The organism is Synechococcus sp. MIT S1220, assembly GCF_047303025.1.
GTDB lineage: Bacteria > Cyanobacteriota > Cyanobacteriia > PCC-6307 > Cyanobiaceae > Parasynechococcus.
Genome location: NZ_CP138939.1, coordinates 2,653,514 through 2,677,638 on the forward strand (window position 1 = coordinate 2,653,514; position 24,125 = coordinate 2,677,638).

Below are 24,125 nucleotides of genomic sequence, written 5' to 3' on the forward strand. Positions count from 1 at the left end.
TGAGGAAGATCACACAAGCCTGTGATCCTGATCAAAGCTCAATTGAATCAGGTCGATAATAATTATCAAAGAACAAAGTTGATTCCTAATTGAGTACCAATGACCATGATGAATTTATCTCCTCGGGAAAAAGATGTCCTGCAGCTTGTCTGTAACGGCATGTCTAACCGTGAAATCGGCCTGAACCTCCATATTGCCGAAAGCACTGCGCGTGGCCATGTGTGCACTGTGATTCAAAAACTAAACACTCGCAATCGAACTGCATGTGCCGCCGAAGGGATCAGGCGAAAGCTGGTTGTATGAACAGTTGAAGTAATCAATTTTCAATGACAACTTAAAAATAGAATCAACTACACAAGAATTGGTAAGAAAAAGTCAATTTTTTAAACCTCGAAAGCGACAACATGGTTATTCTACCTACAGGTATCGCACTTTTACAAAGGGCTAAGCCAACATGGCATTCAATCAAAAAAAATAAGCTGGGAAGACAAATTAGTATTTGTGGTACCACACTTCTGATTGTCTTAGCTACAAGCAATAGCGCCATTGCAAATCCCTTCAATTGTGGGAATTGCAATCTGAAGCGCTTTGACCTTTCTTCAAAACAGTACATTGGTGCGAAACATGCCAATCTGGAGGGAGCAGGTCTACGCGCAGTCAGAATGAACGGTATGTTTTTCACCAACGCAAATCTCAGAAATGCCAATCTGCGTGGCGTTACACCGATCAAAATTAGCCTTGAGGGGGCAGACTTAAGAGGTACCAAGGTAGACCCAAATTTTTTTCCGCCACGACACATTCTCATCAGACACCATTCTTCTGAATGGGAAGCGAGTCAGCAGCCAAAAGGAGTCAGCGCCTTTAAGGAAAATGAATTACATCACATCCAGATGCCAGCTGACCTCAAATCAGCAATCCAAATTTAAAATCGCCTTCAACGATACCTTCACGACTAATTCACGCATTAATGATTTTTACGTCGGTCAATACATGGATGGCACAGGAGTGTTTTACATCGCAAACAATGACTTCAGCAATGCATCCCGTATTCCAATATCTAGCATCCAAGATCAATTCTTCAGCGATATTAAGCGAGTGAAGGGTGAACCTATCTACAAATTCAACATCCGTGCTGGCAATGGAATGAATGTACCGGTTACTCGCTATCGTCTACAACTTCGAGACCCCAGAAGCCCACAAATGAAAGCAATTGATCGCTGGATTGACAAGATCAGATAACCATCTAAAACAACATCCCATGAGAGGATTAACAAACTTAAAAACAACAACAATCAGAATTCGGCTAACAGGTAAAATAGTGATCTATTATTGATATCGATCGCCATTTGATTCAAACTTGGATGAGAAGCGCCTACGGAGAACAACCAACGGCGAAGCTGCGATTATGGCTTCCGCTACCACTGATTTATTTGCTCGAGAAGAGTGATAACGCCGAGAAATAAGCGCACTGAGAAATGATTGCGCTTTGAATCGCGTTGCCAATTGGCGGCACAACGCCGGCTGCGGTTCTTAATCTTTCCTAGAGGCATGACCGCGACAGCCTGCTGCATCGATGCTCCTAGATCTCTGCCTGCTGCATGCAGCCTTGAAATCCTGCAGGTTCGCCTTCAGCTCATAACAGCGCAAAACGGAATCCCTAGTGCCGCTCCCCGTTGTCTACCACCCGCTTTACTCGGCACCACTGCCATCAACGCATCGGTTTCCGATGGCGAAATTCAGCATGTTGCATGCCCTGCTTCGCAACAAGCATTGGATTAACGAAGACCAAATCCATACCCCGATCAGCATTCCCAGAAAGGACCTCGAACGGATCCATCAAAGGCACTACCACCAAGCTTTCAGCTCAGACCAACTCAGTCGCGCCGAACAGCGCCGTATCGGTCTGCCTGCGACACGACCGCTTGTGCAACGCACTTGGATCGCCGTCGGCGGGACCTTAATGACAGCACGACTGGCACTGGAGAGAGGGATCGCTGCTCACCTTGCCGGAGGAACCCATCACGCCCACCCTGCCTTTGGTAGTGGGTTCTGCATTTTCAATGATTGTGCTGTAACGGCTCAGGTGCTTCTCGATGAAGGCGCTGTTGATCGAATTCTGATTCTTGATCTAGATGTTCATCAAGGGGATGGAACTGCAGCCTGCTTCCGGAATGATCCCCGCGTCTTCACGGCGTCCGTTCATGCTGCCAGCAATTTCCCCCTGCGCAAAGTTCCCAGCAACCTTGATATCGCTCTTGAGGATGGCACCAATGATGCTACATATCTTGAGTTCATCGCGGATCGTCTTCCTAATTTGCTGGATCAGCTCAAGCCGCAGTTGGTGCTCTACAACGCAGGGGTTGACCCGCATCAAGACGATCGATTAGGGCGCCTCGGCCTCACTAATCAAGGTCTCTTGATGCGCGACCGGCTGGTTCTTGATGCATGTCTGCGACGCATGATTCCGATCGCGACGGTGATCGGAGGAGGCTACGACGCGCTTGAACCGCTTGTTGGCCGTCACGCCATCGTGTTTCGGGCGGCGAGCGAACAAGCTCGTCTCTACTCGATTTGATGACGATTCACCCCGACTCAGACCTGGCAAGCCATGTTCAGACATGCCGTCAACTGTCGGTTGCGATGGTCCATGAGTGCTGTCAACCATGATGCAGCTTCGACCGGTGCAATGCTGCGATCCCTTAATCCATCGCAGATCACACGATGCAGAGATTCATCACGATGGTTGAGGGCCATTCGCTCATCAAGCGCCAGAAGATCCGCAGGATCACTGCATGCCCTCAGGTCGGCAATCACACGTTCATTTCGTCCAGCTGCCATAGCGGTTGAGGAAGCCATTACATGTCCATCGTGACAGTCAAGATTTTTCAACGGCCATGACAATTCCCATCTGGAGACAACGCCTGCGAGCAGCCCAGAAACGGGAAGGAGCCGTTGCCCAGGCTCGCTGGGTTCAACTGGCGACGGTCAGCCAAAATGGGAGCCCACGGGTTCGAACTCTGGTCTTCAGAGGTTGGATTGACGAAACGCAAGTCGAACTGTTTAGTGATGCCCGCAGCGATAAATTCAGCGAACTGAATCATCAACCTGAAGCCGAAATCTGCTGGTTGTTCCCAAAAGCAAAACAACAGTTCCGCTTGCGTGGTGTGATTGAAATCCTTTGCCCCAGAAGTGATTCAGTCGCTTGCGATCAGGCCTGGAGAAATCTGACGCCCCGCGGCCGTGCCGTCTGGACCTGGCCACAACCTGGAGCGCCCTTCATTGGGAATGACTCCATGGCCATCAACGTCGACGACAACCACCCCTTGCCCGACCATTTCAGAATTTTGCGCCTTGCCACCCTTCGCGTGGAGTTATTGGATTTGAAAGGAGATTTTCACCAGCGCTTGCTCTGGACGCGATCCAATCAGATCTGGATTGAAGAAAGACTCAACCCCTAATTACCACCAACGTTCCACACGTCCTACCGATGGTTTGCCTGGATCCGATGGAACGGTGACGACCGAAAGCGTCTGCTGCTCTCGGACGTAGTCGTAACGGCAAAACCCCACTCCACTGCCCGAACATGCACTCAGACTGGCCAGAGAAACGCTTGCAATAGCTCGCTCCTGTGGAGATGGAGTCTGTTGGGGAGCTGGTCGCCAGCCATCAGCGATCAGATATCGATTGGCCTCAAGAATCGTTTGACGCTGATTCAACTGAGGTCGCGGCAATGCATGAACCATCGCACTGTTCAGGCTTAAAAGCGCCGCAGAGACGGCAATCGCAACGGAGCGTCCCATATCGAGTCTCGTCTATCTACGACTTAGCTATGAATCTCGAAAGCGACCACGTCACGCAGAACCATCAACGGGCAGCCGGCCCTTGAGGACTCAACAGATCCTCGGAATAGGAAATGGTGAAGCCCATCTCCCCTTCCCAGGCCACCGAATAAGTCCAGTACCCAGTCTGAAGCTCTCCCGAAGGGAGACGCATTGGAGCAACCCAGCAGGGAGGGGCAGCATCGATGACACCTCTGCGATCACCACGTTTGTTAGTGACAAGATCTCCCTTTTTGAAATGCGGCCGTGGACATGGACGCTGCTGAAGAGTGAGTAGCTCAGAATCTTGATCCACCCCTTGAGATCCGCCGACGCCCTTTGGAGACGATGAATCGACAGCTTCAGCTGGCGACGAATCGCTGTCATTGATCAGGGTGGCGGTGGATGGCAACCAACTTGGATCAGGCAGCGCACCCTTCAGAAGATGGCCGATCGCACGACCTCGACCGATACCGTACAAAGCGCAATAGGCATCCAGACGCTGAATAACATCCGGCTTGAGCCAAACCTGAACTGGCCGCGCTTTCGGCTCTCCGTTTGAACGAAAACGACCGCTGGTGTCTCGGGAGGGAGGGGATGAGATAGCTAAGTGGTGAAAGGGAGAGGGACAGGATGAAGGAGGGAACGGACAAACAATTTCTTTCTCCTTAGCCCATATCTAAGGTGTTCCTGCATCATCGGAGTGATCTGCGCAACATTCATCTGTTGTGTGCTCCTAAGAAAGCAGTCCAAGAGGACTCGATTCAGAATTGAGCTTTAACTCCCAATGAAGCTGGCAAGAGGTTGAATCACGATGGCAATGAGCAAGCTAACGACCAGTCCAATGAACGCTTTAAAAAGATCATTTCCGAGCACCTTACTAAGACTGCCGCTTGCATGATTCGCAAAAACATATTCAAATTCTTGTTCCTTAATACGAAGAGCAATTTCCCGCCCCCCAAGCAAACCAAGGAAGACCCAAGTCGTGCTGAGGGGAAATGTCGAAAGAAACGCTCTATAAAGCAAACAAAGGCCAAAAAAAAAGTCAATCACCGTCGCCGATCGGAGATCAGATGTGTTGGTCTTCGAGCGAAGCACTGACTGAATCGGACCACCACCATTCGCCACAAGAAAACAAAGACCTACACACAAAATCAATGTACAAAACAACATTGAAAACAAATTCATTGTGCGAGGAAGAAACACAAAGATATTTGCCAGATCCTGAACCAACCACATGCTCCAGAGGAAACCTGTCGAGCACCACTGCAACAAATACCAGACTCGGCTTAAATTATGGTCCTCCAATGTGCTGCGATAAACCCTCCGCTCCAAGAGCCACATTCCCAGCCCATAGGCAGCCAAACCAAAGACAAAAGCAAGGCAATAGCCGCAGAAAGAACTTGTTATAAGTTTGTCAATATTGCCAGGTTTAAATGACGAAAGAACCAGGAAGGAGGTGCTTACAGGTGCTCCCCACTGGGTGAGAACAAGAACAGCAATCGGGGGAAGAACGTAGACCCATGAAAAATCCTCAGGAAGCGGAAACTCCCGACCAGGAACAGTAAGGCGCCCCCAAGCCGGATCGCCCCCATTCAGAAACCAACCCAACAAGAGGACAATGATCGTGATGCCACAGACAAACGCCATCTGCACCAGCTTGGAAGTGCGTTGCCTGTTCGAAGAGAGATAGGTACCCAGCGTCTGCAACGAATCATTGGCGACGACTGAGTACGCCGCCAGAAGAAAGCCGATCGCCATCCAGATGTTCATATCGGCCATCATCAAAAAGAAGGTTTGGTCATCGATGATCTAGTACTTCAAACAACGCATGTCGGTGCTGCAGAAGACCTCGGGTGGGTGCATTGCTGTCACGATGATTTGCAAGAACGCAGTGGAATGATCAACCACAGCACAATGGAGACCGCCCCTGAAGCTACCAAGAGAGAGAATCTTTGGCACAACCCACATCCTTCCCACAAAGTCTTCCACAACAAAAGCACAGGAACATCCACAATTGCCGCAATCCCATCCCAAGATCAATTCGGACAACCCGCTAAAAACAAATCGTGCTCGGGCAGTACTGTTGAAGGAGAATCAGTCGGGTCCACTCTGGAACAGAATGATCTCTAGCAGCTTCTTTAGCGTAAAGCATCATGACTGCATGAAAGATAAAAGCACCAATCCTAAATCAATTCCCAAAGAGGGTTAAGACAATTGCCTCATAAAACCAACCAAACAAGAATCGTGAAAAGTCCGCCATAAAACCGCAATTCATCATGAAAACATTTCGGCCTTTCATTTCCATGTAACACCGGGCGTTCAGTTCGGGCGGGCTGGTTGAGTTCAGTCTTCAATAAAGTCGACATAATTTTCCTAGCGACACTCTCAAGATCACTGATTATTGGGTGAACATCGGTATCCCGCTGCGGTGAAAATCGGCTGGATCTCCTGTGAAAATCGGGTGAGATTCAGTGGCACTCCCGTCCGAACACTCCAGCAGGGCCAAGTTCATCAATCAAAGCCAAATCAGTGCGAGTACTGGCCTCCTTACAGATCCCGCAACCCGTAGAGCAGCTCTCCGTCGATTCAGACAATCAACCTCAGCCATCAGCAAGGTTCAATTGGCTGACCAACCAAGCTCCATCTGTGAGAGAACAAGGGGTCACATATCAATTGGACAGCGCTGAAGACGCAAGGGCTTGAGACCGTTTTCAGGACAACTTCTTGATCCACGGAACGGAACGGAACGGAACTGAGTCAATTCAGGACCGTGAGTTGAGCCAATCCAGATTCCCTCACCCATGCAGCAAGTGCCTCAATGGCATCACGGTTTGGAATGCAAAGGCAACCAGTTCCGGGATAGCAGCGATGGATCCCTAGGGCGCTTCGGGTGGTCGAGAACCGAGGAAGAAGATCAAACCAGAGATCCTCGCCCCAGGGTTCCGGTTGACCCAGGCTGTAAACACCCGGAGGCAATGGGGATGCATTGCCTGGGGTCCAGAACCGATCAACCTCCTGCCGTGCGGCATGACCGCTCACTGCGTCCCAACTGACGATCACCTCTCCATCCCCATGAAGTTCCACTGTCCATAAGCGGTTCCCGCCTTGGTCAAGCTCCGATGTACGCCGCGCTGTCAAGCGCAATGTGGCGAGGGAGCCCGCATCATCTTTTGGCCCCGTTGCCTCTGAAGCGGCTGGGATCAGGGACGGACGCTCCCGTACCTGAACAAGCTTCAGTTCAGATTGCACTGAAACACGTTTTGTGGGTTCCCCGCGTGATGCGCATCCGCTCAACAGAAGGCCTATGAGAAACAGCACCCGGGGCACCATGACGATCGGCATGAACGACGTACCCACTTTGGTGCTGGCACGATGAGTTGCAGTGCAGAAGGCTCATGGACGTTCTCGATCTCTTCCCCCGATCGATCCTTAAGGGAACGCTTCCGACCCCGCTCCTTGAAGCGTTGCTCAAACTGGCTGGCGGTGTGCTGAATCGACCGAAAGATCATCCTGATGCCTCACGCAAACTGGCAGGCCAGCTGAGCGAACAGCGTGAACTCAGACGCGATCAACCGGGCATGGAAACCCTTTGCGCTGAACACCTGCTGCCGGCTTGCCACCGCTGGATTCGTCACGTCGTTGATCGACAGCCGCCTCAAGGACGGGGGCCATGGGTGGAAGGCCGCTATCACCTTCAAATGATTGATCTTTGGTTGAACTGTCAGCGTGCTGGGGATTACAACCCGATGCATACCCACGGAGGCAGTTTTTCTGGGGTGATTTTTTTAAAAGTTCCCCCTCAGATCAAGGCATCAAGTTTCGATGGCCAGCTTTGTTTTCATGGGCCAGAGGAGTGGCATCTTCAGTCATTTCGGATGGGGATGGCGGAATATATGCTGCCAGTTCCAGGGGAGTACTTCGTTTTTCCGGCTTGGCAGCCCCATTCCGTGATGCCCTACCGCGGGGAGGGGGAACGCTGGTCAATCGCCTTCAACGTGGTGGCTGTTCCAGGCCAGCCCAATCTTCCCTCCAGCGCCGATCAAACCAGTAGTCGTCGACCCGCACGACAACCTGCCAACGTTTCATTGTCTTCGCAACGTCAATCCGCGAAGGGTTTTTAATCCGATTGCCTGACAACAATGAACCGCGCTGAGCGAATAAAAGCACCCGTTCACAATTGAACATGGCAGCCAAGCGCAACGAAACGACTTCGGTCAAATCTGATCAATCCGCCCTCACACACAACTTTTAAAGCAACGCGGCTACTCCTACAAGCTGATCATTACGTCAAAGCTCAACAAGCCAAGCCATCACACGATTGTGCAGTCAATCGTTACACTCTCATTCGCTTCTAACAGGGGAAATCAGTCGTGCTCCAGGCTTAGGTAGAGCAAGTAATTTAAAAGCGAGATGAATTCAAGAACCATATTGATTTTTACAATGCTCTTCCAGGCTTCGCGTTCACCCAGATGAACCCATCTGACCGATTGCTGACCTGACGGAACAGGCAATAAAATGCAGTGAGATTTGTTGATGAGACACGTGGACGAGCCCACCGCCTTGAGCCAAGCGACGCAACTGGCCGACGCCATTGAAGATCTGGCAGAGAAACTCGTACCGGAAGTGATTCGCGCAGCACGGAAAACAGAGCAGGGGCGTCGTGATCTTGATCGAATGGAGTACGCCCTTGGCACCATTGGTAAAGCACTGATCCTTACCGATTACGCCATCGACCAAGAGAAAGACATCGACAAACTCAAAGCATTCCGACAATCCCAGGCAAACTGAGACGAAAACAAAGTCACAGCAAGAATACTGGCTTGGTAAAACGTTTTGTCTACTGCTGTGAACATGGCACCATTTGCCGAATCAAGCTGCCATGCAGAACAGGCTTTTAGTTCCAACACAATTGATCTGCAGATCTAGGAAAAACCATCGATCAATCCCTATGAAGAATGGAAGGTTGGAAATACGTTCAAGAAGCCAAACAGGACCCTCTAAAAGCTCTTGCCAATACCGAGGAGATACTGCCAGCTTGAGAGGTTCGGTCTTGTCACAACACCACTGTTCAAAAACCGCTTAGGCAGCGTCCAAGACAGGATAAAGCAAAATTTGGAAACTCAAGGCAAAAGCTTATGCCGCAAAAAGAATCAACGTAGATCGATGCCAAGCCAGAAGATAAAAAATTAAGCCCTCTTACAAGACTTTCTATGCCAATTTGATAAACATTTAGAAGCAAAAATAAATCAATAAAAACAGCCTATGTGCACTAGTTAATACAAGTCTAGTCATCAAGAACAATCAAAACTGTCGACAGCACAACGCCGACATCACGGTCTCCAACATTGTCAATACCTCTAGGTGCTCCAGCTTTTTCTGTACATGCGTGAGCTTGGGCTTTTCATGAGGTGCACATCCAGCAACAAGAGCCGCAGCTTCGGAAGCCTCAGCCTTAACAAGCTTGATACAGCGGTTTTAGCCCGGCATCTAGGGCATCCTCATCCCTGTGGTTTCACTGCTTCCCGAGGGAAAGGGCAGTCTGGGGATGTTTCAGTGCCCGTCTTGTCCTGTCTCTGCTCGATTCATGGCTCAATTGATCAAGCCTGATGCTGATGCTGATGCTGATGCTGATGCTGACTGAAGTAAGCAGATTTTGGCATCGAACAACAGGCAAGACCCCCAGCAGTATGAAGAAACAATTTCGCTAGCGAATCTAATCAAGAGGTTTTCTCCCTCCTAGCCCAATTTGATCTAGTCTATAGAAGCTAGATCAATGAACTAAACGTACCTAAATCCCAATGTCGAATAAAAAGCAACCTGTTAATGATTTCCAGCTTACACTCAACAAAGACTCTGTAAAACAGGGAGGTTCATTCAAATCCTTCCTCGAGTCATCAAGCTCGTATGCAGACGATGAAGTGTTCTGGAGCTTGTCAGGAAATGACATTTCACAAGAGGATGTGGTCGGAGGAAAGCTACAGGGTAAAGCAACACTTAAAAAGGACGGATCATATAAGCATGTTTTTGAAGTAGCTAACAACAATGAATTAAACCAAAATACTGAGCTCAGCGTTAGCTATTACTTAGACCCGATCTTTGCAACTCCAGTCGCGTCGAGTTCCATTGAAATCATTTCTACACACTCTGATCCAAATAATGACCCATCAAAACCCTGGCTGTTAAGACCTACACGAACACAAGTCAAAGAAAATGTTTCAGTAGAGTTTCTAATTCAAAACGGGGAACCCGGGAAGACAGTCTTTTACAAACTAAGTGGAAGACGCATTGATCAAGATGATTTTAATCTGTCTTATGCACGCATGTATGGCCAAGCAAAAATTGACCCAAGCGGATCAGCAAATATCCCGATGATGGTTCGTGCTGACCACAAGACAGAAGGGGAAGAAGAAGTTACTATCACCATTTATAAAGACAATTCTTACAAAAAGAAATTATCTTCTGCAAAGATACCAATTCTCGATACATCAATTCAAACACAGGAGCAAGGCCCTACAAAAACAAAAAAACCTTCTGGGAAACAGCCTGTTTGGAGCGGCAAAGAAAAGAATGGGAGCTGGTTCACTCTTTCCCCAAGTCGCGTCGACATTCGAGAAAACACATCAACCCGTACCAGAATTGATTCGAATAGCAAAGGTGGAACTGTTTTGTATTACAACGTTAGCGGTAAAGGTATTGATCAAAATGATTTCGACCTAACATACGCCAGAACATCAGGCGAAGTAATTTTCAACAGCAATGGCGCTGCTTTCATACCGCACTTACTAAGAAATGACAACAAAACTGAAGGGATTGAACAGCTAACAATCTCTTTATATCGTGATAAAAAGTTTAAAAACAAGGTTGCTTCCACAACACTACCAGTACTTGACACTTCGGTTCAAACCTCTGAACAAGGTCCAACAAAATCAAGTGCGCCCAATACCAAACAACAACAGTGGAGTGGCGGAGTACTGGGGGGAAGCTGGTACACACTATCTCCAAGCCGAAGTGCCTTTCAACGCGGAGAAACAGTATCAACTCGCGTAGATTCTAATTCTCTACCTGGCGAAATACTCGATTGGGAACTTACTGGTTCGGACATTAGTAGCAATGATCTTGATCAATCAGCAGGAAGTGATGGAATGAAAGGCACAACTGAAATTTCCAAAAACGGGTTTTCGTCGATTCAACATATTTTCAAATCAGACAATAACACTAGCACTAACACCGAAGCAACCATTAACCTTTTCAGGAAAAATAGCAAGACAATAGTGGCAACCACATCATTCCCATTAATTGCCACGCCACCCGAAATCGAGCCCAACAAAATCACCATTCATGAAGGAAAGTCTATGAAATTCAAGGTTTTTGTAAGAGGGGTTCCTTCTGGGGAAAAGGTTTATTGGGACGCAACCGGAGTGAATATTACAGACAGCGATTTTTTAGGTCCGCGCTCTGGAGTCGTCGTGCAAGATTCCTCACAAAAATTTCAATTGAATTTTGAAGCATCCAAAGATTTACTAACAGAGGGAACAGAGTTCTTTAAATTAAATATTTACACTGAACCTGGGCGGACCAACTTAATAGGATCATCAGACGTGATTACAATTGTCGACTCATCAACAACACCAGAACAAACCTATGAAGTGGAGTCGAATGCTGAAACAGTTCAACAAGGAAAGGGATTCAAAATGAAAGTTAAAACAAAAAATATCGACCCTGGTGATATCATTCATTGGAAAGGTACTGGTCCAGCAGCGGATGCAAATATCGCCTATTTTGAAGATACTGGTCTAACCAGCGGGTCCATGGCCCTAAACAATGAGGGAAAAGCAACCCTACAGTTCAGAACAACCAAACAAAGCATGATAAACAGCTCTGCTGCATTCAACTTTGCACTATACGAAACTTCCAATTACATCACTCCCATCAGCGGCACGGCCAGCATTACCGTCCTGGCGAATTAATCAATGATCTCCAGGGCAACAAAACACCGACTCTTTCTAGCCTTGATTTAATGATTTTGGATGGAATTATTAATCTATAACAGGTCAAATTTTACCTCTAAATTTTCTAATTTTTCGTTTCCTTGGTCCTTCTTCTATTGTATGGGAACTCAATTAATTGACCTCAATAAAGACTTCAAGGATGAGGCCATTCATTAAACCAAACCAAGGCTTGCTACATAGGGATGCAACATCTCATGCAATGGAAATTTTGATCACACAGCGTTCAATATACATTTTAATGTAAAGACGATTGGATTGACAAGGCAGGTCCTGCAAACACAAAAAGGTTGACTCTACTTACGACAGCGACAGAAAAACAAGCGAGGCTGAACAACCAATTCTTAGATCCAATTGATACTCTTTTGAGATTTAAGGCCGTGGAGGCTTAACTTTGAGCCAAACTTTTGCCCCCAGGGCATGAATACTTAATTCAACTCAAGACTACAATCTTCCATCGCATACCATGCACTTTGAGTGAATCTTTGCCGTACCCTTTCTGCTTTCCTCCATCTTCAAGTGCTAGTTTCGTCAGCTCCACTGCATCTTTGCGAGATACTTAACCCTCTTTACGTAGACCGTAGACCGTGCTTACTTGCACTTGGCCTGCAAGATATTGGCAGTTTTTATTATGCGTGCTTTTACTACACATTTTCTTGGCAGCTTCTTCGTATTGATTGCCACCTGCAGCTACTGCAAAAAGCAGCATGTGCTTCACAGTAGAAATACTCGCGATTGGCATTTCATATTTTAATTAGTTCTAACTCAATGCATGCGTCAATATTGATAGCCCTGCTGCTGCTTCACGCACCTGAGCAGCATCTCTAAGGCCATCCATACAAGCAGCACTACCGTTGATGATCTCTTCACCCCAAGGCAGGCAAAAAGAACCCTGTTATTTACATCTACTCCAAAACATCGTCCACAACCTCACCAGCAATCAACAGGGAACAGAACGCTCAATGAGCCTCACTGCAAATATTGAAGCGAAATTCTCTTCATACTCAATATCCATTTTGTCTATTGCATCAGCCTTTTTAAGGGCAGCAGGTGATGCTCCTGACTTGAAATCCGAGTCAACACGAAGAAAAAAGACTTTTTACAGCTCCAGACGAACTGTTGGCCTCAGTCAGTCTGCTGGCCAACGCAACAGCGCATGGGTTAAGGCGCCGCTTCGATCAATCTGGATCAAACGTCCTCCAGGATCCCCGGCGCGATTTACAGGACAAGATTGAACATGTTCAAATCCAATCAAGGTGGAAGGACATCCCAAAAGTTGAACGTCTGGGCGTTCTGGCCAGAACCCCTGCCAATGCTGGTGCACATGTCCGAAAAGGATGCCGATCAACGGTCGACAGTTGATCAGAAGATCTCTAAAAGGCCCGTTATCGACCAAGTTCATGGTGTCGAGCAGTGGATGTCCGATCAGCAATGGGGGGTGATGCAACGCGATCACAATTGGCATCGCTCCGATACTGGGGTCGTTCAAGCGCTCCCTGAGCCAATCGAGCTGTCGCTTGCCCAAATGGCCAGCGGATCGTCCACTGCAGTGGCTGTTCAGCAACAGGATCCGAACCCCATCCATCAGCATCTCGCCGGGTGCCGTGGTGCAGTGACGTCCAAGAACACAATTGAGAAGGAAGGGATGGTCGTGATTTCCCGGCAGAACCCCCACAGGACAGCTGAGCTGTCGCCGCAATTCAACCTCCAGACGCCTGTATCCACCCCAGCTCTCGTCTTGACAGAGATCACCCGTGATCAACACACAATCAGGCTGGTGGAGGGTTGCCTGCTCGAGCGCCCGCTTCCAATGCCTGAGCGCTGGACACCCCCGCACCAAACCTGCATCCGATGCCACCAGATGAGGATCACTCAGTTGGAGGATCTTCATCATCTTTCGGTAGCTGCTGCCAACCACTCATCCAACGTGTGCGGTCCTTAAGTTCTGTCCAAAGCACCCGTTCCCGCTGAGATGGCGCCAGGACCGGTGCCAATTCCACCCAGCGTGCAGCGCCTTTTCCACCTTGCATCACCAGCTCAAAGTGGCGATAGCCCGCCACCGGCTGCTGACTGGTCCATGCGCTGGGAAGAGGGTTGGTCATCGCGGGATGGGACGGCTTGGCGGCTGGGTCATCACCGGGAGCAACGGCAGTTTGTTGGGCATCAAGTCGTCACCTCGTTAGGGAATCAGGGAACCGCCGTGGCGAATCGCAAACACTGCAGCCTGCGTGCGATCACGAACGCCAAGTTTGCCGATCACCGCACTGACATGGCTTTTCACCGTTTCTCCAGAAACAATGAGCTGATCAGCAATTTCGCGATTGGACAAGCCTTCCGTCAGGGCGGTCAACACATCGCGTTCCCGCTCTGAGAGGTCCTGAATCAACCGAAAAGCACGTTCATCATCGGGGCTGGCCTTCCGCGCCAGCTCCCTGATCGACTCCGGGTAATACACACCCCCGGCACTGGTGCACTGCAAAGCCATAAAGAAATCCCCACGCTTGCTGCCAATCGAGGAGATGAACATCACTCCATCTGCACCGGCTTCTAGAGCCTCATTCACCACAGCAGCGTTCTCACGACGCAGAAAGATCAGCGTTCGCGTCCCAGCGTCTAGGGCTTTCACCGCCTTCACCAAGGCGATCCCGTAACCCTGTTCAAGATCTTCGGTAAGAAACACCAGATCCGGTTTGAGACGGCGAACCCGTTCCAGCCCCTCGTCCGCAGTGGTGACGGAGCTGAGCAGGCGACTCCAGATTGGAACAGCGAGGCTGAAACTCCCAAGGGTCAGCTTGTCTCCCATACAGGCGACGATCGACGAGCTCCCCAGCAAACCTTCCACCTCCTGTATCCGGCCATTCCGTTGTCCGGGTTGAAGGTTGAGATCCACAAGCCACAACTCCACTCCAATGGATGGTAGTGACTCTCATTAGTGGTTACTGTTGAGAAGAGTTGACCGGTTCTTGGTGTCGAGTCCTGCGCCCCCAGTCAACGAAAACGGAACCTTGCAGAAGGGGCTCCACCAGGACGGCCGTCGCCTGACCCCACAACGCAAGCGAGTTCTGGAATTGTTTGAACGGTTGGGGACCGGCAATCACCTCAGTGCAGAGGACGTGCACCAACAACTGGTGCAGCTGGAGATGAAGGTGTCACTGGCAACGGTGTATCGCACACTGCGCCTGCTCGCCGACATGGGTTTTCTGCAGGAACTGGAGCTGAGTGAAGGCGGCCGTCGTTTTGAACTGAGTGGGGATGGTCACCGGGAGCATCACCATGTGGTCTGCATCCGCTGTGGCCGGACAGAGGAATTTGAAAGTGAACCGGTTCTTGCCGCTGGAGCGAAGGCTGCTCAGGGATTCGGCTTCAAATTGATCGAATCAACGCTGAATGTGAGAGCCATCTGTCCCAACTGCCAATAACAGGACGTCCCTAATTTCAGATGTTTTGTTTGATTTGTGACCCACAGCCGAGCGCAGCTCAGGGATGCTCCTCACAGGGCATCCAGTAGCTGCCCATCTGATGAGCACCCTTACAGCCCAAAGCTTCAGCTTGCTTAATGGCTTCTTCGCGTGTCGGGTAGGCCAAATAGCGGCGATCAGTGCCCTCAAGCTGAATCAGCCCCATGCTCATCGGCCCTGCGGTAATCACTCCCATGGTGTTCACCCCGACGGAGAACAGTCCCATTCCAACGATCGAGCCAGTGATCACTCCCATGGCCACCACCCCAATGGAGATCACACCCATCGGAACGATGCCGATGCAGATCACACCCATCGGAACGATGCCGATCGAGACGGTACCCAGTGGTGCAATCCCGATTGCCAGACGCTTCGGCTTCGAACCGCAGTGCCCTCCCGTTTCTGACTGACTCATGGCTCAGTGCTTGCTTGAGCCATCTGCAAAGCCATGTTGGTCGCACACCATCCACATCTCGCCCATCTGGTGCGCACCACTGCATCCAAACCCTGGCGCCGCAGCCTCTGCTTCTGCCTGGGTTTTGAACATCGCCTGCTTGGGTTTCGAGGACGGCTCACCGGCAACAGCCGCTCCAGAAACACCAAACAAGAGCGCTGTCAAAGCGGACAGTTCACGCATGTCCCACAAAAGCGCTAACGGGATTCCATCATGACGGTATGGGCCCATCACCTCCCAACGGTTGGCACGACGTGCTCGTCTTCACGCCGGAGCAGTTCGAGGATGCACTGGAAGCCGTCCTAGCTGTGCGTGAGCAACACACCGTAGTTCTCAACCTCAGCCGCATGGAACCCGATCTGGCACAACGCACAGCAGATTTCGTTTGTGGTGGTGTTCATGCCCTGGACGGACATCAACAGCGCATCGGTCACAACGTGTTCCTGTTTGCCCCCGCCTCGGTTCAGCTCGCCTGGCTCACCCCAACCCCACCTGACAATCAGGACTGAAGCGCACCGCCGCAACTGGACCCAGCACCGGCCGTGCAGCCGAAACAATGCCGAGCCGTGCGGATTGGTGCACCCTCGATGCGTGTGTTGCTGTCCAGAAGATCCCTGAGATGCCGAACAGGGCCCATCAGCGGCAGATCAAGCTGTTGATTGAAATCACAATCAAAAAGATTGCCCCGCCAATCAACACTGATCAACTCACGACACATCACAGCGCGAAGATTTTGAGGGTTGTGAGCCTGTTCAAGCAGCGTCTGGTAGGCATCAAGCTTTCCCTGATGCTGAAGAGAGCGCGCGAAACGTTTGATCGGCATGTTGGCCAAGGTCAGCAAACGATCGAAGCGCACCCCCAGTTGGGCGAGCTCCCGCTTGTAATCCTCTTCAAGCGGCCCCTGAGGAGGAGGCAAAACAGCGGTCTGAGGGTTGTAGACGAGGTGCAACTGCAAACGGTCGTTCCCAGCTCCATAACCGAGAGCATTCAGTTGACGTAGACCTTCCAAACTTCGATCAAAAACTCCATTCCCACGCTGTTGATCAACGTTGGCGGAGCTGTAACACGGCAATGAGGCGATCACGGTGACGCCTCTCTCGGCCAGAAACTCAGCGAGATCTTCATGCCCCGGTTCCGTGAGGATGGTGAGATTGCAGCGATCCATCACTTCAACCCCCAGATTGGATGCAGCATCAACGAGCTGTCGGAAACCGGAATGAAGTTCTGGAGCTCCGCCCGTGAGATCCAAGACCTGGATCTGCTGTGTGCGCAGCACAACAGGGATCAGTTCAAGCGTGGCCGGATCCATGCTTTCGGTCCTCCAGGGGCCGGCATTCACATGACAATGGGAGCAGCTCTGGTTGCAGCGATACCCGAGGTTGACCTGCAGGGTGCTGAGGTTGGACCTCTGCAAAGCGGGAAAACCTTGAACCGCCATCAAAGGCATGAAGAGGGGTTTGGATCGTTGCGGGTCAGAGTCTGGAACTTAAACGGCCAGATCTGAATCCGCAGCTTGAACTCAATCATCACTCCGGCCCGATAGCCGGTCAACAGCTCAGACCCGCCTGGGAGTGTCGCGCCATTCAGGAGTGGGTGCATCGCTTCGCCGCGATGCCCAGGAGGGGTGAGTCTGGCTCCAAAATGCGAGGCTCCTGCATCAGCACAACCAACAAACGTTTGCGCTCAAAGCGGAGAAACAAACAAGAACAATTCGATCGAGTCACACGTTTCGACTCACATCCGAAGTTTGCTTCCAAAAGACGAATCAAGACATTACCGACGACTCAATAATGGCTGAATATCCGAATATAATACAACAGAGCAACGATAAAATCACTTTTTGAATGAAAATAGAAATGAAGCACCCCTCAACCGCTTTTGCCAGCTCTATCGCAGCGGTCGTCTCCTTCGCGCCTGAAGTCACTGCCCGCTGTCCGCTTGGCTTTACAGGCTGTGCGGGTTCTAACTATTGCGTTCCAGAGAAACAAAATGATCGGAAGATATGGCTTGAATACAGCAACGAACAGAGTCTCCTGGGCTTGACCGACGTCAGCCCATGCATCTCAGAACAACAGCGCATCAGATTAATTGACAACTACATCATGTACTGCAGAAAAAGCAAGCTTCCCCATCTGTACAACTAGTCTCCCAGATCCTCACAGCATTGGGGCAGAGCTTCTTTCAGCGCAGGAACCCACTCCACAGAATGCAGACAAATTGCTGCATGCAAGCCTGAAGCGGTGATACGTTGACGAGTGAAGCCAAGCAAAAATGCAAGAAACAATGGATTGCAGAAAACGATAGAAGCTCAGCCTAAATACACCGAAGTCCATTGACATCTCAGTTTTGCCCAATACAGACATTGAAGACAGCATGGCGGCGGCCTTCTTGTGCATCTTTGCGCTCATTAATGCAAAAGCAGAGCCCCGAAAAAAATGCATCAAAATGTAGACATTCATAAACGCGATCAACCACAAGAAGTCTCAAACAATTCCTGCTTTCATTGTCTTTGATACTTACATAAATTTCCCCATGACTTCCCGAAAAGCATTCACTATTCTGATCTTCACCGCAAACATGCGTGAATGCTCGAGGCCTCGGCCTGAGAGTCTCGTCTTACCCATCAGCCCATCACCAAAAAGGTGGTGATCGATACAAATTGCCGGTGAACAGTGTGATCTTTACGGACATGGATCGCGAGACACGATTCTTCCCTCTTTTGCTTTGTTCGCTTCATCCATTTCTTACAAGAGAAGACCATCCACACGCACGATTGCGTTCAATCTCTTCATCCTTCAGACTGATTCGGTCTTTTTGGCATCACCTTCTTCGCCTTGCGCTTTTCTCGCCTGGTGTGCGCGTGTCTGGCCTGTGGATGCCTGGGGGGAGCGACGGCCTGGTGGATTCACGCCGATGCTGAGCGAAATGGAGCCTCACCCATCGCGCTGACGGAGCTGCTCCCGGAACCGGAGCCGGAGCCGCCACCACCGCCACCATCAAAAGAGGAGTTGGTTCAGTTCCAACCCGATCAAACGCTTGAGCTGATCAGGGACGACGGCACCACCACAACGATCGGTTACCACAGCGCCATCGTTGATCCCCGTTGGGTCTCCATCGAATTCTTTGGGGGCTGGAATCGAGAGATGGAAGCCAACCAGGATGCGAAAGCACTCCTATTCACCTCTGGCCCCACCTTCGCTCGCGGCTTCGGGAATGGAGATTTGGGCATGGTGCTGCACGGTGATCTGATGATGGCGAACGGCACCTGGCGCGCTGGCAATCTCACGGCTGCCCGGCAGCGGGCCTGGGTCGGAATCAGCAAAGACGGAAACCTGGAATTCGGCTATGGCCCGCTTACTCCCGAGCTGGAGGAGGAGCTGGAACTGTTCATCGGCGGTCTGCACGCCTTCACGAACACGATCAAGGCGCCGCCCAGCTCCTATGAGGGGGTTTACGGCGAGATGAATCTCGCTGATGTGCGGATCATTTACGGCCTGCGTCGCGACGGAAAACTTGAACTTGTGGAGACAGCTGATGGGGTCTACTTCCCTGACCTCAAACAATTTGTGGATCAAAAAGGGTTCCTGGCCTCCTATCTGCCGGATCACGCTTCCAAATCCCGGCTAATCATCCCCGGCAAGCGCCATTGGAGTGAAGAGCAGGCTGTCTGGGTCAGCGGGGGCAAGCCTTCCATCACCCAGATGCCATTTCTGCTGAAAATCACCCCTTCAGCGGAATGGACAGCGCAGCAACCTGAGGATCTCCTTGACGCTCCGGCAGATGAACCGATGGGGGATGAGGCGAACGATCCGTTGTCCTCCCAGAGCAGCCGATCCGGCGTCAACAACAGCTGAACGCCAGGACGCCCCCTGTCACCGATCAAACAGGCCCCTGGGCGAGGGGGCGTCGTCGGGCCAACTCCTTGAACCAGCTGACATAGGCCCTGGGTCCCTCCGGCATCACCACATCGAGCTTGAGGGGATCGTCGGGATCGGTCACACCGGCATAGCGACCATCCGCAAGGTTCGGCCGATCCACTTCCCCATGGCTGGAATCCACCAGAACCACCCGACTTCCCTGACCCGACCAAGCCCCTATCTCTTGAAGCAATCTGAGAAAACCACGGTCACTGCCGCCCCTCAGCCAGCCTGAGCCATCCGAAGCGGCGGTTGACGTCACCGTGTCTCCGACACCAACAAGCATCGGAATCTGCTCTGCGGGAATCGTCGTCTTCACCAGATCCAGAAGATCCGCGTGGTTGCGTGGAGCATTTCTGACATGGAAATCGTCACCCAGAGGCGCCTTGCCCCACCGGGCTGCGATGCGGCGATTCAACAAAACCAGCAGCCCTGCTTCCTTCAAAGAGCCCGTGAGCATGAACTGGATGTCGGTTGAACCGACATCGCCTGGCTCCGCAGGTTTGAGTCGTTCATGGCCATCAGCATCACGCCCGAGATTCGGAGCCACGTGCAGAAAAAAGGATTGATCGAGCCCTTCAACTGCCGCTTCGCTGAGCAGCTGGTCCATCACCTGCTGAAGCATGTCCTGCAAAGCCCGCTGACGATCGACGTCATCTGGAACCAGCGAGAACACTCCGTTCAGGTTGATCGTTGGCGACACCTGGGTATCGAGCACAGCCGCATGGGCAACCTCCCGCAGCTGTTGCTCCTCACACTCGGGAAGGAACTCGGGCAAACGCTGCAGGAACAAATCCTCCATCCTCTCTGGTGCCTTGGCCAGGTATGCCATCTCGTTGGAGGTGACCCCAGGATGGCTGAGCTGGCCATAGCGATCCTGTAGCTGAACACCACCTGCAGCCAGGCCTGGAAGATAGAGGCCATCGCGTGCAGGGCGACTGACATCACCGAGCGCCTGCTCCACCAGGCGGTTCACACCCCGGCGCCCTTCGTGTTCGCCATTGGTGAGCACAACAAAGCACTCTGCCAACAGTGCAACAGCCTCCACATAGCTCCGATCGATCTGGCGGGTCAACGGATCCTTGACCAGCTGCATGCAGACCCCGTCCAGGTCCTGAACGATCAACAACTCTGGGACATCAACAAGATCGTTCAGGAGCTGTTCAGGTGTGAAGCGGGCCACGAAGAATGGGTCAGACAAGCAGAGGCGTCCGAGACGGTTCGCCGCGAGCAGTGTTGCGCGAAATGGGCTGATCTTGAGGTCGTGATGTCAAAGACAGCCGCTTCAAGATGTGGGAAGGCTGAAGCCGGCCTCGACCTCAGCGAAATTCACAACTCGCGACAGCTCTGTCGCCATTCGGCAGGGTGGTGTTTCCCAGGCAAATGCCGTAGGGCTGATCGTTCAAAACAACGATGTAGAAACTCTCATCCACTAAGGCTCCCCGCAGATCCGCGCCCTTAAGCGTGTGAATGGCCTCAACGTTCGTTCCGCGGAGATCAGCCCCCCGAAGATCAGCATCGGTGAATCAGACGTGATTGAGATTGGCTCCACGTAAATCTGCGCCTCGAAAATTGGAGTGACTTGTAAAAAACAATTAGCTGAGATTGGCTCCACGTCGGTCGGCATTGGCGAAATTGGAATCAATGAATCGCTTCTCACCCATCACGGCAGCGTTGAAATCAAGGCCACGAAGGTTGCAGCCTGGGCAACTGATCGGCAGTTCAGATGTCCCAGCGATCGCCATGAGGGGAACCAGTCCCAACATGACTGGAGTCATCAATTGAGTGAATCGTTCCAAAATATTGAACAATTCTTTTACAGGATCGCTTGTTAACACTTAAGCTCACAACGCGCGTGATCATCACCAAAAGACGGAACCAGATCGAATTCCTTCCAAAATGCGCGAATTGAGCCTCATCACTTTTTCATGAAAAAAATCAGCTTGAAATCGGCCTTGAGAACGCAACATCTGAGCCATTCAGTCAGCAATCCATGGCGACAAATCTCCCCTCACAACGACCAAGACCAGGCCTGAAATTAATCCAATTCCAAAACAACGTGACCACCCGCCCATGAGCTGAACGCGAAAGGAGCGCAACGGGCAGCGGGATGGTCCGCAGCAAATGACAAACCTCGCGATCATGGGTTCTTTGCGGTCACCTGATGCATCCCACCTGGACCGAGCAGTGGTGGCCTGTGGCCTACCTGCAGGACCTGGACCAAGCGAAGCCAAGCCGCTTCACCTTGCTGGAGAGAGATCTGGTGATCTGGTGGGATGTTGCAGGGGGTTGTTGGCGCGTGTTCCCCGATGTGTGCCCGCACCGACTGGTGCCTCTCAGCGAGGGCCGCATCAATGCCGAGGGACTCCTGGAATGCCCTTACCACGGTTGGAGTTTTGACGGAGAGGGACAATGTCACTCGATCCCCCAGGCCAACCAGAACACCCGTCCGAACAGTCGACGTTCCCGGTGCGCCAGTTTGCCGACGGCTTTAGGGCAAGGCCTCTTGTTCGTATGGATGGGAGCCCCCGATGCCGCTGACCCAGCGCAGCTGCCGCTGGTTCCCGTCCTCGACGAGAACCCGAAGAGCTGGACCATCCAAGACACCTTCCGCGATCTGCCGATGGATGCGGTGACACTGCTGGAAAACGTGCTCGATGTGAGCCACGTGCCCTTTACCCATCACAAGACGGTGGGCAAACGGGAAAACGCCTCACCGGTGGAGGCATCAATCATCCGAGAGAGCGCTGAAGGCTTCGAAGCCTTTTGGGAGGAGGGCCCGCGTCGCGGCAAACTCGGCTCCCAGTCCACAACCTTCCGTGCCCCGCAGCTGATGTGGCACGACCTCACCGCCAAGGGCTTCGCCAGGATTCTGACTGTTGTCTACGCCGTGCCGATCCGCCGAGGCGAATGTCGACTGTTCGCCCGGTTTCCCTTCCAGTTCGAATCAGCCGCACCACGACTTCTGATCGGCCTCAGACCCCGATGGCTGCAGCACATTGGCAACCACAAGGTGTTGGAAGACGACCAGATCTTCCTGCACTGGCAGGAACGGGTTCTGGAGGCCTCCGGTGGAAGCGCCGCCGCAGAACGCGCCTTTTTTCTTCCCACCAGCTCCGACCGCTACGTGAGCGCCCTGCATCGCTGGCTTAACCAGAACGGAGGCGAACCCTTCGCGGGACGACCTCTGCCGGCCAGACAAGCAACAGAAGTGCTCATGGATCGCTACCGGAGCCACACCCAGAACTGCCGCAGCTGTTCTCAGGCACTCGAACGCATTCGTCAGATCAGACCCTGGCTGTGGGGAGGCCTCTGGGGATCGGCAGCAATGGTCGGCTCCGACTCCCTGAGCTGGACTGGCCTTGGCCTTGCCGCACTCACCGGGCTAGCACTGATCCAAACCGCACGATGGCAACAGGGACTCACGACCGGCAATGGGCAGGCGCCGCGCAATCAAATTGTGCGATCAACCGCCTTGAAACGGGACGCCGTTGCCCCTTGACCGACTCTCCTTAGAAATCGAAAGGCTGCATGACCAATGTGAAGCCTGTCATTGCGCATGCTGGAGACGCTTAAATACCATTGCCTCCACAATTAAAAATGGTTTTGCACAGACTTGAATGCAGCCATCCTTGAAAACTGCAATATCACTTTTTTACAAATTTAGATACCCTCAAGTTGGAATACTTTCTCAATCTCACGCACTTATTTGTTCGCCGATCCGCAAATGCATGAAAGCTCGCCTAAGACTTGAAAGCTGTCAGATAGAGCGCTGCTCCCGTCGAACAGATATGCATCCGAACGGTTAGCCGTTCGGATCACCTGCTGACCAACCAGTGCTTTACAGCGAACTACCGCTTTCTCAAGCGAGGACGCCTTCCCAATGGACAGCAGATGAAACTGAGGCGCGAGGGCTGGAGGCGGGCCTAAGCCGCCTCAACCCAAGACTTAACCGACGCGCCTGGAGTTAAGCTTTATTAAGCATTGTATTCACTGATACCAAAAAATCCCTTTGTTACTGATTTTTCATGAAAGACCGTAAACAGGTGCGTGCGAAAATCGATTTACGTAAACGTTCTAAATGTTGGAATTACTGATTCCCTTTAGATTCTTTGGAGCGTTGCTCGTGGGCTCTGCCCTACTTCCGATGGCTCAGAATCGCAAAGAGCTGGCTCTCCTAGGTGGAACCTTTCTTTTTGGTCTAGGCACCTTGGAACTCTGCCTTCGATTTGGTGGCTTTTAACCCGAGCAGACGACAACATCTGCTCGAAATCACGGCGGCTGCGCCTTGATTTGTGTCTGTTGCCTAAGGCAACGGCGTCTTCTGCCAGAGCAACATCTCAAGAAACGCTGCGAACACTTGCGTAGGATGTGTCAGCGCATGGAAATCGCGCGAGAATTTATTTGATTCACCATAGAAATGTCAGAGATACGGGAGGGGAAAGCGATCTTTTGGCAGAGAGCAAACC

At 51.5% G+C, this 24,125-nt stretch carries 26 protein-coding genes and 1 pseudogene; 12 read left to right on the top strand and 15 right to left on the bottom strand.

Annotation, left to right across the window (positions count from 1 at the left end; all coding sequences use genetic code 11):
- The first annotated feature begins 108 nt into the window (after positions 1-108).
- The 3 genes from SIB64_RS13355 (at position 109) to SIB64_RS13365 (ending at position 2,575) form a co-directional block, all read left to right on the top strand.
- Positions 109-303, top strand: coding sequence for a LuxR C-terminal-related transcriptional regulator (locus SIB64_RS13355; RefSeq protein WP_413443026.1), 195 nt, complete (start codon positions 109-111; stop codon positions 301-303).
- Between the two features lie 101 nt (positions 304-404).
- A complete protein-coding gene (locus SIB64_RS13360; protein WP_413440682.1) occupies positions 405-926 on the top strand; it encodes a pentapeptide repeat-containing protein in 522 nt (173 codons plus the stop codon).
- A 734-nt stretch (positions 927-1,660) separates the two neighbouring features.
- The gene (locus SIB64_RS13365; protein ID WP_413440683.1) at positions 1,661-2,575 is read left to right on the top strand and encodes a histone deacetylase; all 915 of its coding nucleotides are present in this window, start codon (positions 1,661-1,663) and stop codon (positions 2,573-2,575) included.
- Positions 2,576-2,592: 17 nt separating this feature from the next.
- Here SIB64_RS13365 and SIB64_RS13370 read toward each other — a convergent pair whose 3' ends face one another.
- A complete protein-coding gene (locus SIB64_RS13370; protein WP_413440684.1) occupies positions 2,593-2,856 on the bottom strand; it encodes a hypothetical protein in 264 nt (87 codons plus the stop codon).
- Positions 2,857-2,894: 38 nt separating this feature from the next.
- Here SIB64_RS13370 and SIB64_RS13375 point away from each other — a divergent pair, with 38 nt between their 5' ends.
- Positions 2,895-3,458 carry a pyridoxamine 5'-phosphate oxidase family protein gene (locus tag SIB64_RS13375; protein ID WP_413440685.1) on the top strand — a complete coding sequence of 188 codons (564 nt, stop codon included), beginning with the start codon at positions 2,895-2,897 and terminating at the stop codon, positions 3,456-3,458.
- Here the strand turns inward: SIB64_RS13375 and SIB64_RS13380 are convergent, their stop codons facing one another.
- The 4 genes from SIB64_RS13380 to SIB64_RS13395 all read right to left on the bottom strand — a co-directional run bounded on the left by SIB64_RS13380 (position 3,459) and on the right by SIB64_RS13395 (position 7,163).
- Positions 3,459-3,800 carry a hypothetical protein gene (locus SIB64_RS13380; RefSeq protein ID WP_413440686.1) on the bottom strand — a complete coding sequence of 114 codons (342 nt, stop codon included), beginning with the start codon at positions 3,798-3,800 and terminating at the stop codon, positions 3,459-3,461.
- Positions 3,801-3,864: 64 nt separating this feature from the next.
- Positions 3,865-4,299 (bottom strand): hypothetical protein, encoded by a 435-nt coding sequence (locus SIB64_RS13385; RefSeq protein ID WP_413440687.1) that lies wholly within the window; start codon positions 4,297-4,299, stop codon positions 3,865-3,867.
- A 296-nt stretch (positions 4,300-4,595) separates the two neighbouring features.
- On the bottom strand, positions 4,596-5,579 hold the full coding sequence (locus tag SIB64_RS13390) for a hypothetical protein (protein WP_413440688.1): 984 nt from the start codon (positions 5,577-5,579) through the stop codon (positions 4,596-4,598).
- 999 nt (positions 5,580-6,578) lie between these two features.
- The gene (locus SIB64_RS13395) at positions 6,579-7,163 is read right to left on the bottom strand and encodes a hypothetical protein (protein ID WP_413440689.1); all 585 of its coding nucleotides are present in this window, start codon (positions 7,161-7,163) and stop codon (positions 6,579-6,581) included.
- Between the two features lie 53 nt (positions 7,164-7,216).
- Between SIB64_RS13395 and SIB64_RS13400 the strand changes: the two genes are divergently transcribed.
- From SIB64_RS13400 to SIB64_RS13415, 4 genes are all read left to right on the top strand, one after another.
- Positions 7,217-7,942 carry a putative 2OG-Fe(II) oxygenase gene (locus SIB64_RS13400; protein WP_413440690.1) on the top strand — a complete coding sequence of 242 codons (726 nt, stop codon included), beginning with the start codon at positions 7,217-7,219 and terminating at the stop codon, positions 7,940-7,942.
- 412 nt (positions 7,943-8,354) lie between these two features.
- Positions 8,355-8,609 (top strand): hypothetical protein, encoded by a 255-nt coding sequence (locus tag SIB64_RS13405; protein WP_413440691.1) that lies wholly within the window; start codon positions 8,355-8,357, stop codon positions 8,607-8,609.
- Positions 8,610-9,327: 718 nt separating this feature from the next.
- Positions 9,328-9,462, top strand: coding sequence for a hypothetical protein (locus SIB64_RS13410; protein ID WP_413440692.1), 135 nt, complete (start codon positions 9,328-9,330; stop codon positions 9,460-9,462).
- Positions 9,463-9,619: 157 nt separating this feature from the next.
- Positions 9,620-11,788, top strand: a complete 2,169-nt coding sequence (locus tag SIB64_RS13415) for a hypothetical protein (protein WP_413440693.1) — start codon at positions 9,620-9,622, stop codon at positions 11,786-11,788.
- Between the two features lie 1,168 nt (positions 11,789-12,956).
- Here SIB64_RS13415 and SIB64_RS13420 read toward each other — a convergent pair.
- From SIB64_RS13420 to SIB64_RS13430, 3 genes are all read right to left on the bottom strand, one after another.
- Positions 12,957-13,721, bottom strand: a complete 765-nt coding sequence (locus SIB64_RS13420) for a metallophosphoesterase (protein ID WP_413440694.1) — start codon at positions 13,719-13,721, stop codon at positions 12,957-12,959.
- Positions 13,696-13,929: a TIGR02450 family Trp-rich protein gene (locus SIB64_RS13425; RefSeq protein ID WP_413440695.1), complete on the bottom strand. Its 234-nt coding sequence runs from the start codon at positions 13,927-13,929 to the stop codon at positions 13,696-13,698. Before SIB64_RS13425 ends, SIB64_RS13420 begins: the two co-directional genes overlap by 26 nt.
- 77 nt (positions 13,930-14,006) lie before the next feature.
- Positions 14,007-14,732, bottom strand: a complete 726-nt coding sequence (locus SIB64_RS13430) for a LuxR C-terminal-related transcriptional regulator (RefSeq protein WP_413440696.1) — start codon at positions 14,730-14,732, stop codon at positions 14,007-14,009.
- A 61-nt stretch (positions 14,733-14,793) separates the two neighbouring features.
- On the opposite strand from SIB64_RS13430, the gene SIB64_RS13435 reads away from it, so the two are divergent.
- Complete coding sequence (locus tag SIB64_RS13435; RefSeq protein WP_413440697.1) at positions 14,794-15,246, top strand: Fur family transcriptional regulator; 453 nt, start codon at positions 14,794-14,796, stop codon at positions 15,244-15,246.
- A 58-nt stretch (positions 15,247-15,304) separates the two neighbouring features.
- On the opposite strand, the gene SIB64_RS13440 is transcribed toward SIB64_RS13435, so the two are convergent.
- Positions 15,305-15,700, bottom strand: coding sequence for a hypothetical protein (locus SIB64_RS13440; protein ID WP_413440698.1), 396 nt, complete (start codon positions 15,698-15,700; stop codon positions 15,305-15,307).
- Positions 15,701-15,703: 3 nt separating this feature from the next.
- A complete protein-coding gene (locus tag SIB64_RS13445) occupies positions 15,704-15,970 on the bottom strand; it encodes a DUF3721 domain-containing protein (RefSeq protein ID WP_413440699.1) in 267 nt (88 codons plus the stop codon).
- Between SIB64_RS13445 and SIB64_RS13450 the strand changes: the two genes are divergently transcribed.
- Positions 15,961-16,248: a cell division protein SepF gene (locus tag SIB64_RS13450; RefSeq protein WP_413440700.1), complete on the top strand. Its 288-nt coding sequence runs from the start codon at positions 15,961-15,963 to the stop codon at positions 16,246-16,248. The two genes, SIB64_RS13445 and SIB64_RS13450, sit on opposite strands and share 10 nt — an antisense overlap.
- On the opposite strand, the gene arsS is transcribed toward SIB64_RS13450, so the two are convergent.
- Together arsS and SIB64_RS13460 are read right to left on the bottom strand one after the other, a co-directional pair.
- Positions 16,239-17,186 (bottom strand): arsenosugar biosynthesis radical SAM (seleno)protein ArsS, encoded by a 948-nt coding sequence (arsS, locus tag SIB64_RS13455; protein ID WP_413440701.1) that lies wholly within the window; start codon positions 17,184-17,186, stop codon positions 16,239-16,241. The genes SIB64_RS13450 and arsS overlap by 10 nt on opposite strands.
- On the bottom strand, positions 17,177-17,338 hold the full coding sequence (locus SIB64_RS13460) for a hypothetical protein (RefSeq protein WP_413440703.1): 162 nt from the start codon (positions 17,336-17,338) through the stop codon (positions 17,177-17,179). Before SIB64_RS13460 ends, arsS begins: the two co-directional genes overlap by 10 nt.
- A gap of 1,235 nt (positions 17,339-18,573) precedes the next feature.
- Between SIB64_RS13460 and SIB64_RS13465 the strand changes: the two genes are divergently transcribed.
- A complete protein-coding gene (locus SIB64_RS13465) occupies positions 18,574-19,593 on the top strand; it encodes a hypothetical protein (RefSeq protein ID WP_413440705.1) in 1,020 nt (339 codons plus the stop codon).
- Positions 19,594-19,618: 25 nt separating this feature from the next.
- Here SIB64_RS13465 and stpA read toward each other — a convergent pair whose 3' ends face one another.
- From stpA to SIB64_RS13480, 3 genes and pseudogenes are all read right to left on the bottom strand, one after another.
- Entirely contained in the window at positions 19,619-20,839 is a 1,221-nt protein-coding gene (gene stpA / locus SIB64_RS13470; protein WP_413443027.1) for a glucosylglycerol 3-phosphatase, read from the bottom strand.
- Positions 20,840-20,975: 136 nt separating this feature from the next.
- Positions 20,976-21,251 (bottom strand): annotated as a pseudogene (locus SIB64_RS13475) (pentapeptide repeat-containing protein).
- Entirely contained in the window at positions 21,252-21,434 is a 183-nt protein-coding gene (locus tag SIB64_RS13480) for a pentapeptide repeat-containing protein (protein WP_413440707.1), read from the bottom strand.
- 386 nt (positions 21,435-21,820) lie between these two features.
- On the opposite strand from SIB64_RS13480, the gene SIB64_RS13485 reads away from it, so the two are divergent.
- Positions 21,821-23,158: a Rieske 2Fe-2S domain-containing protein gene (locus SIB64_RS13485; RefSeq protein WP_413440708.1), complete on the top strand. Its 1,338-nt coding sequence runs from the start codon at positions 21,821-21,823 to the stop codon at positions 23,156-23,158.
- The last annotated feature ends 967 nt before the right edge of the window (positions 23,159-24,125 follow it).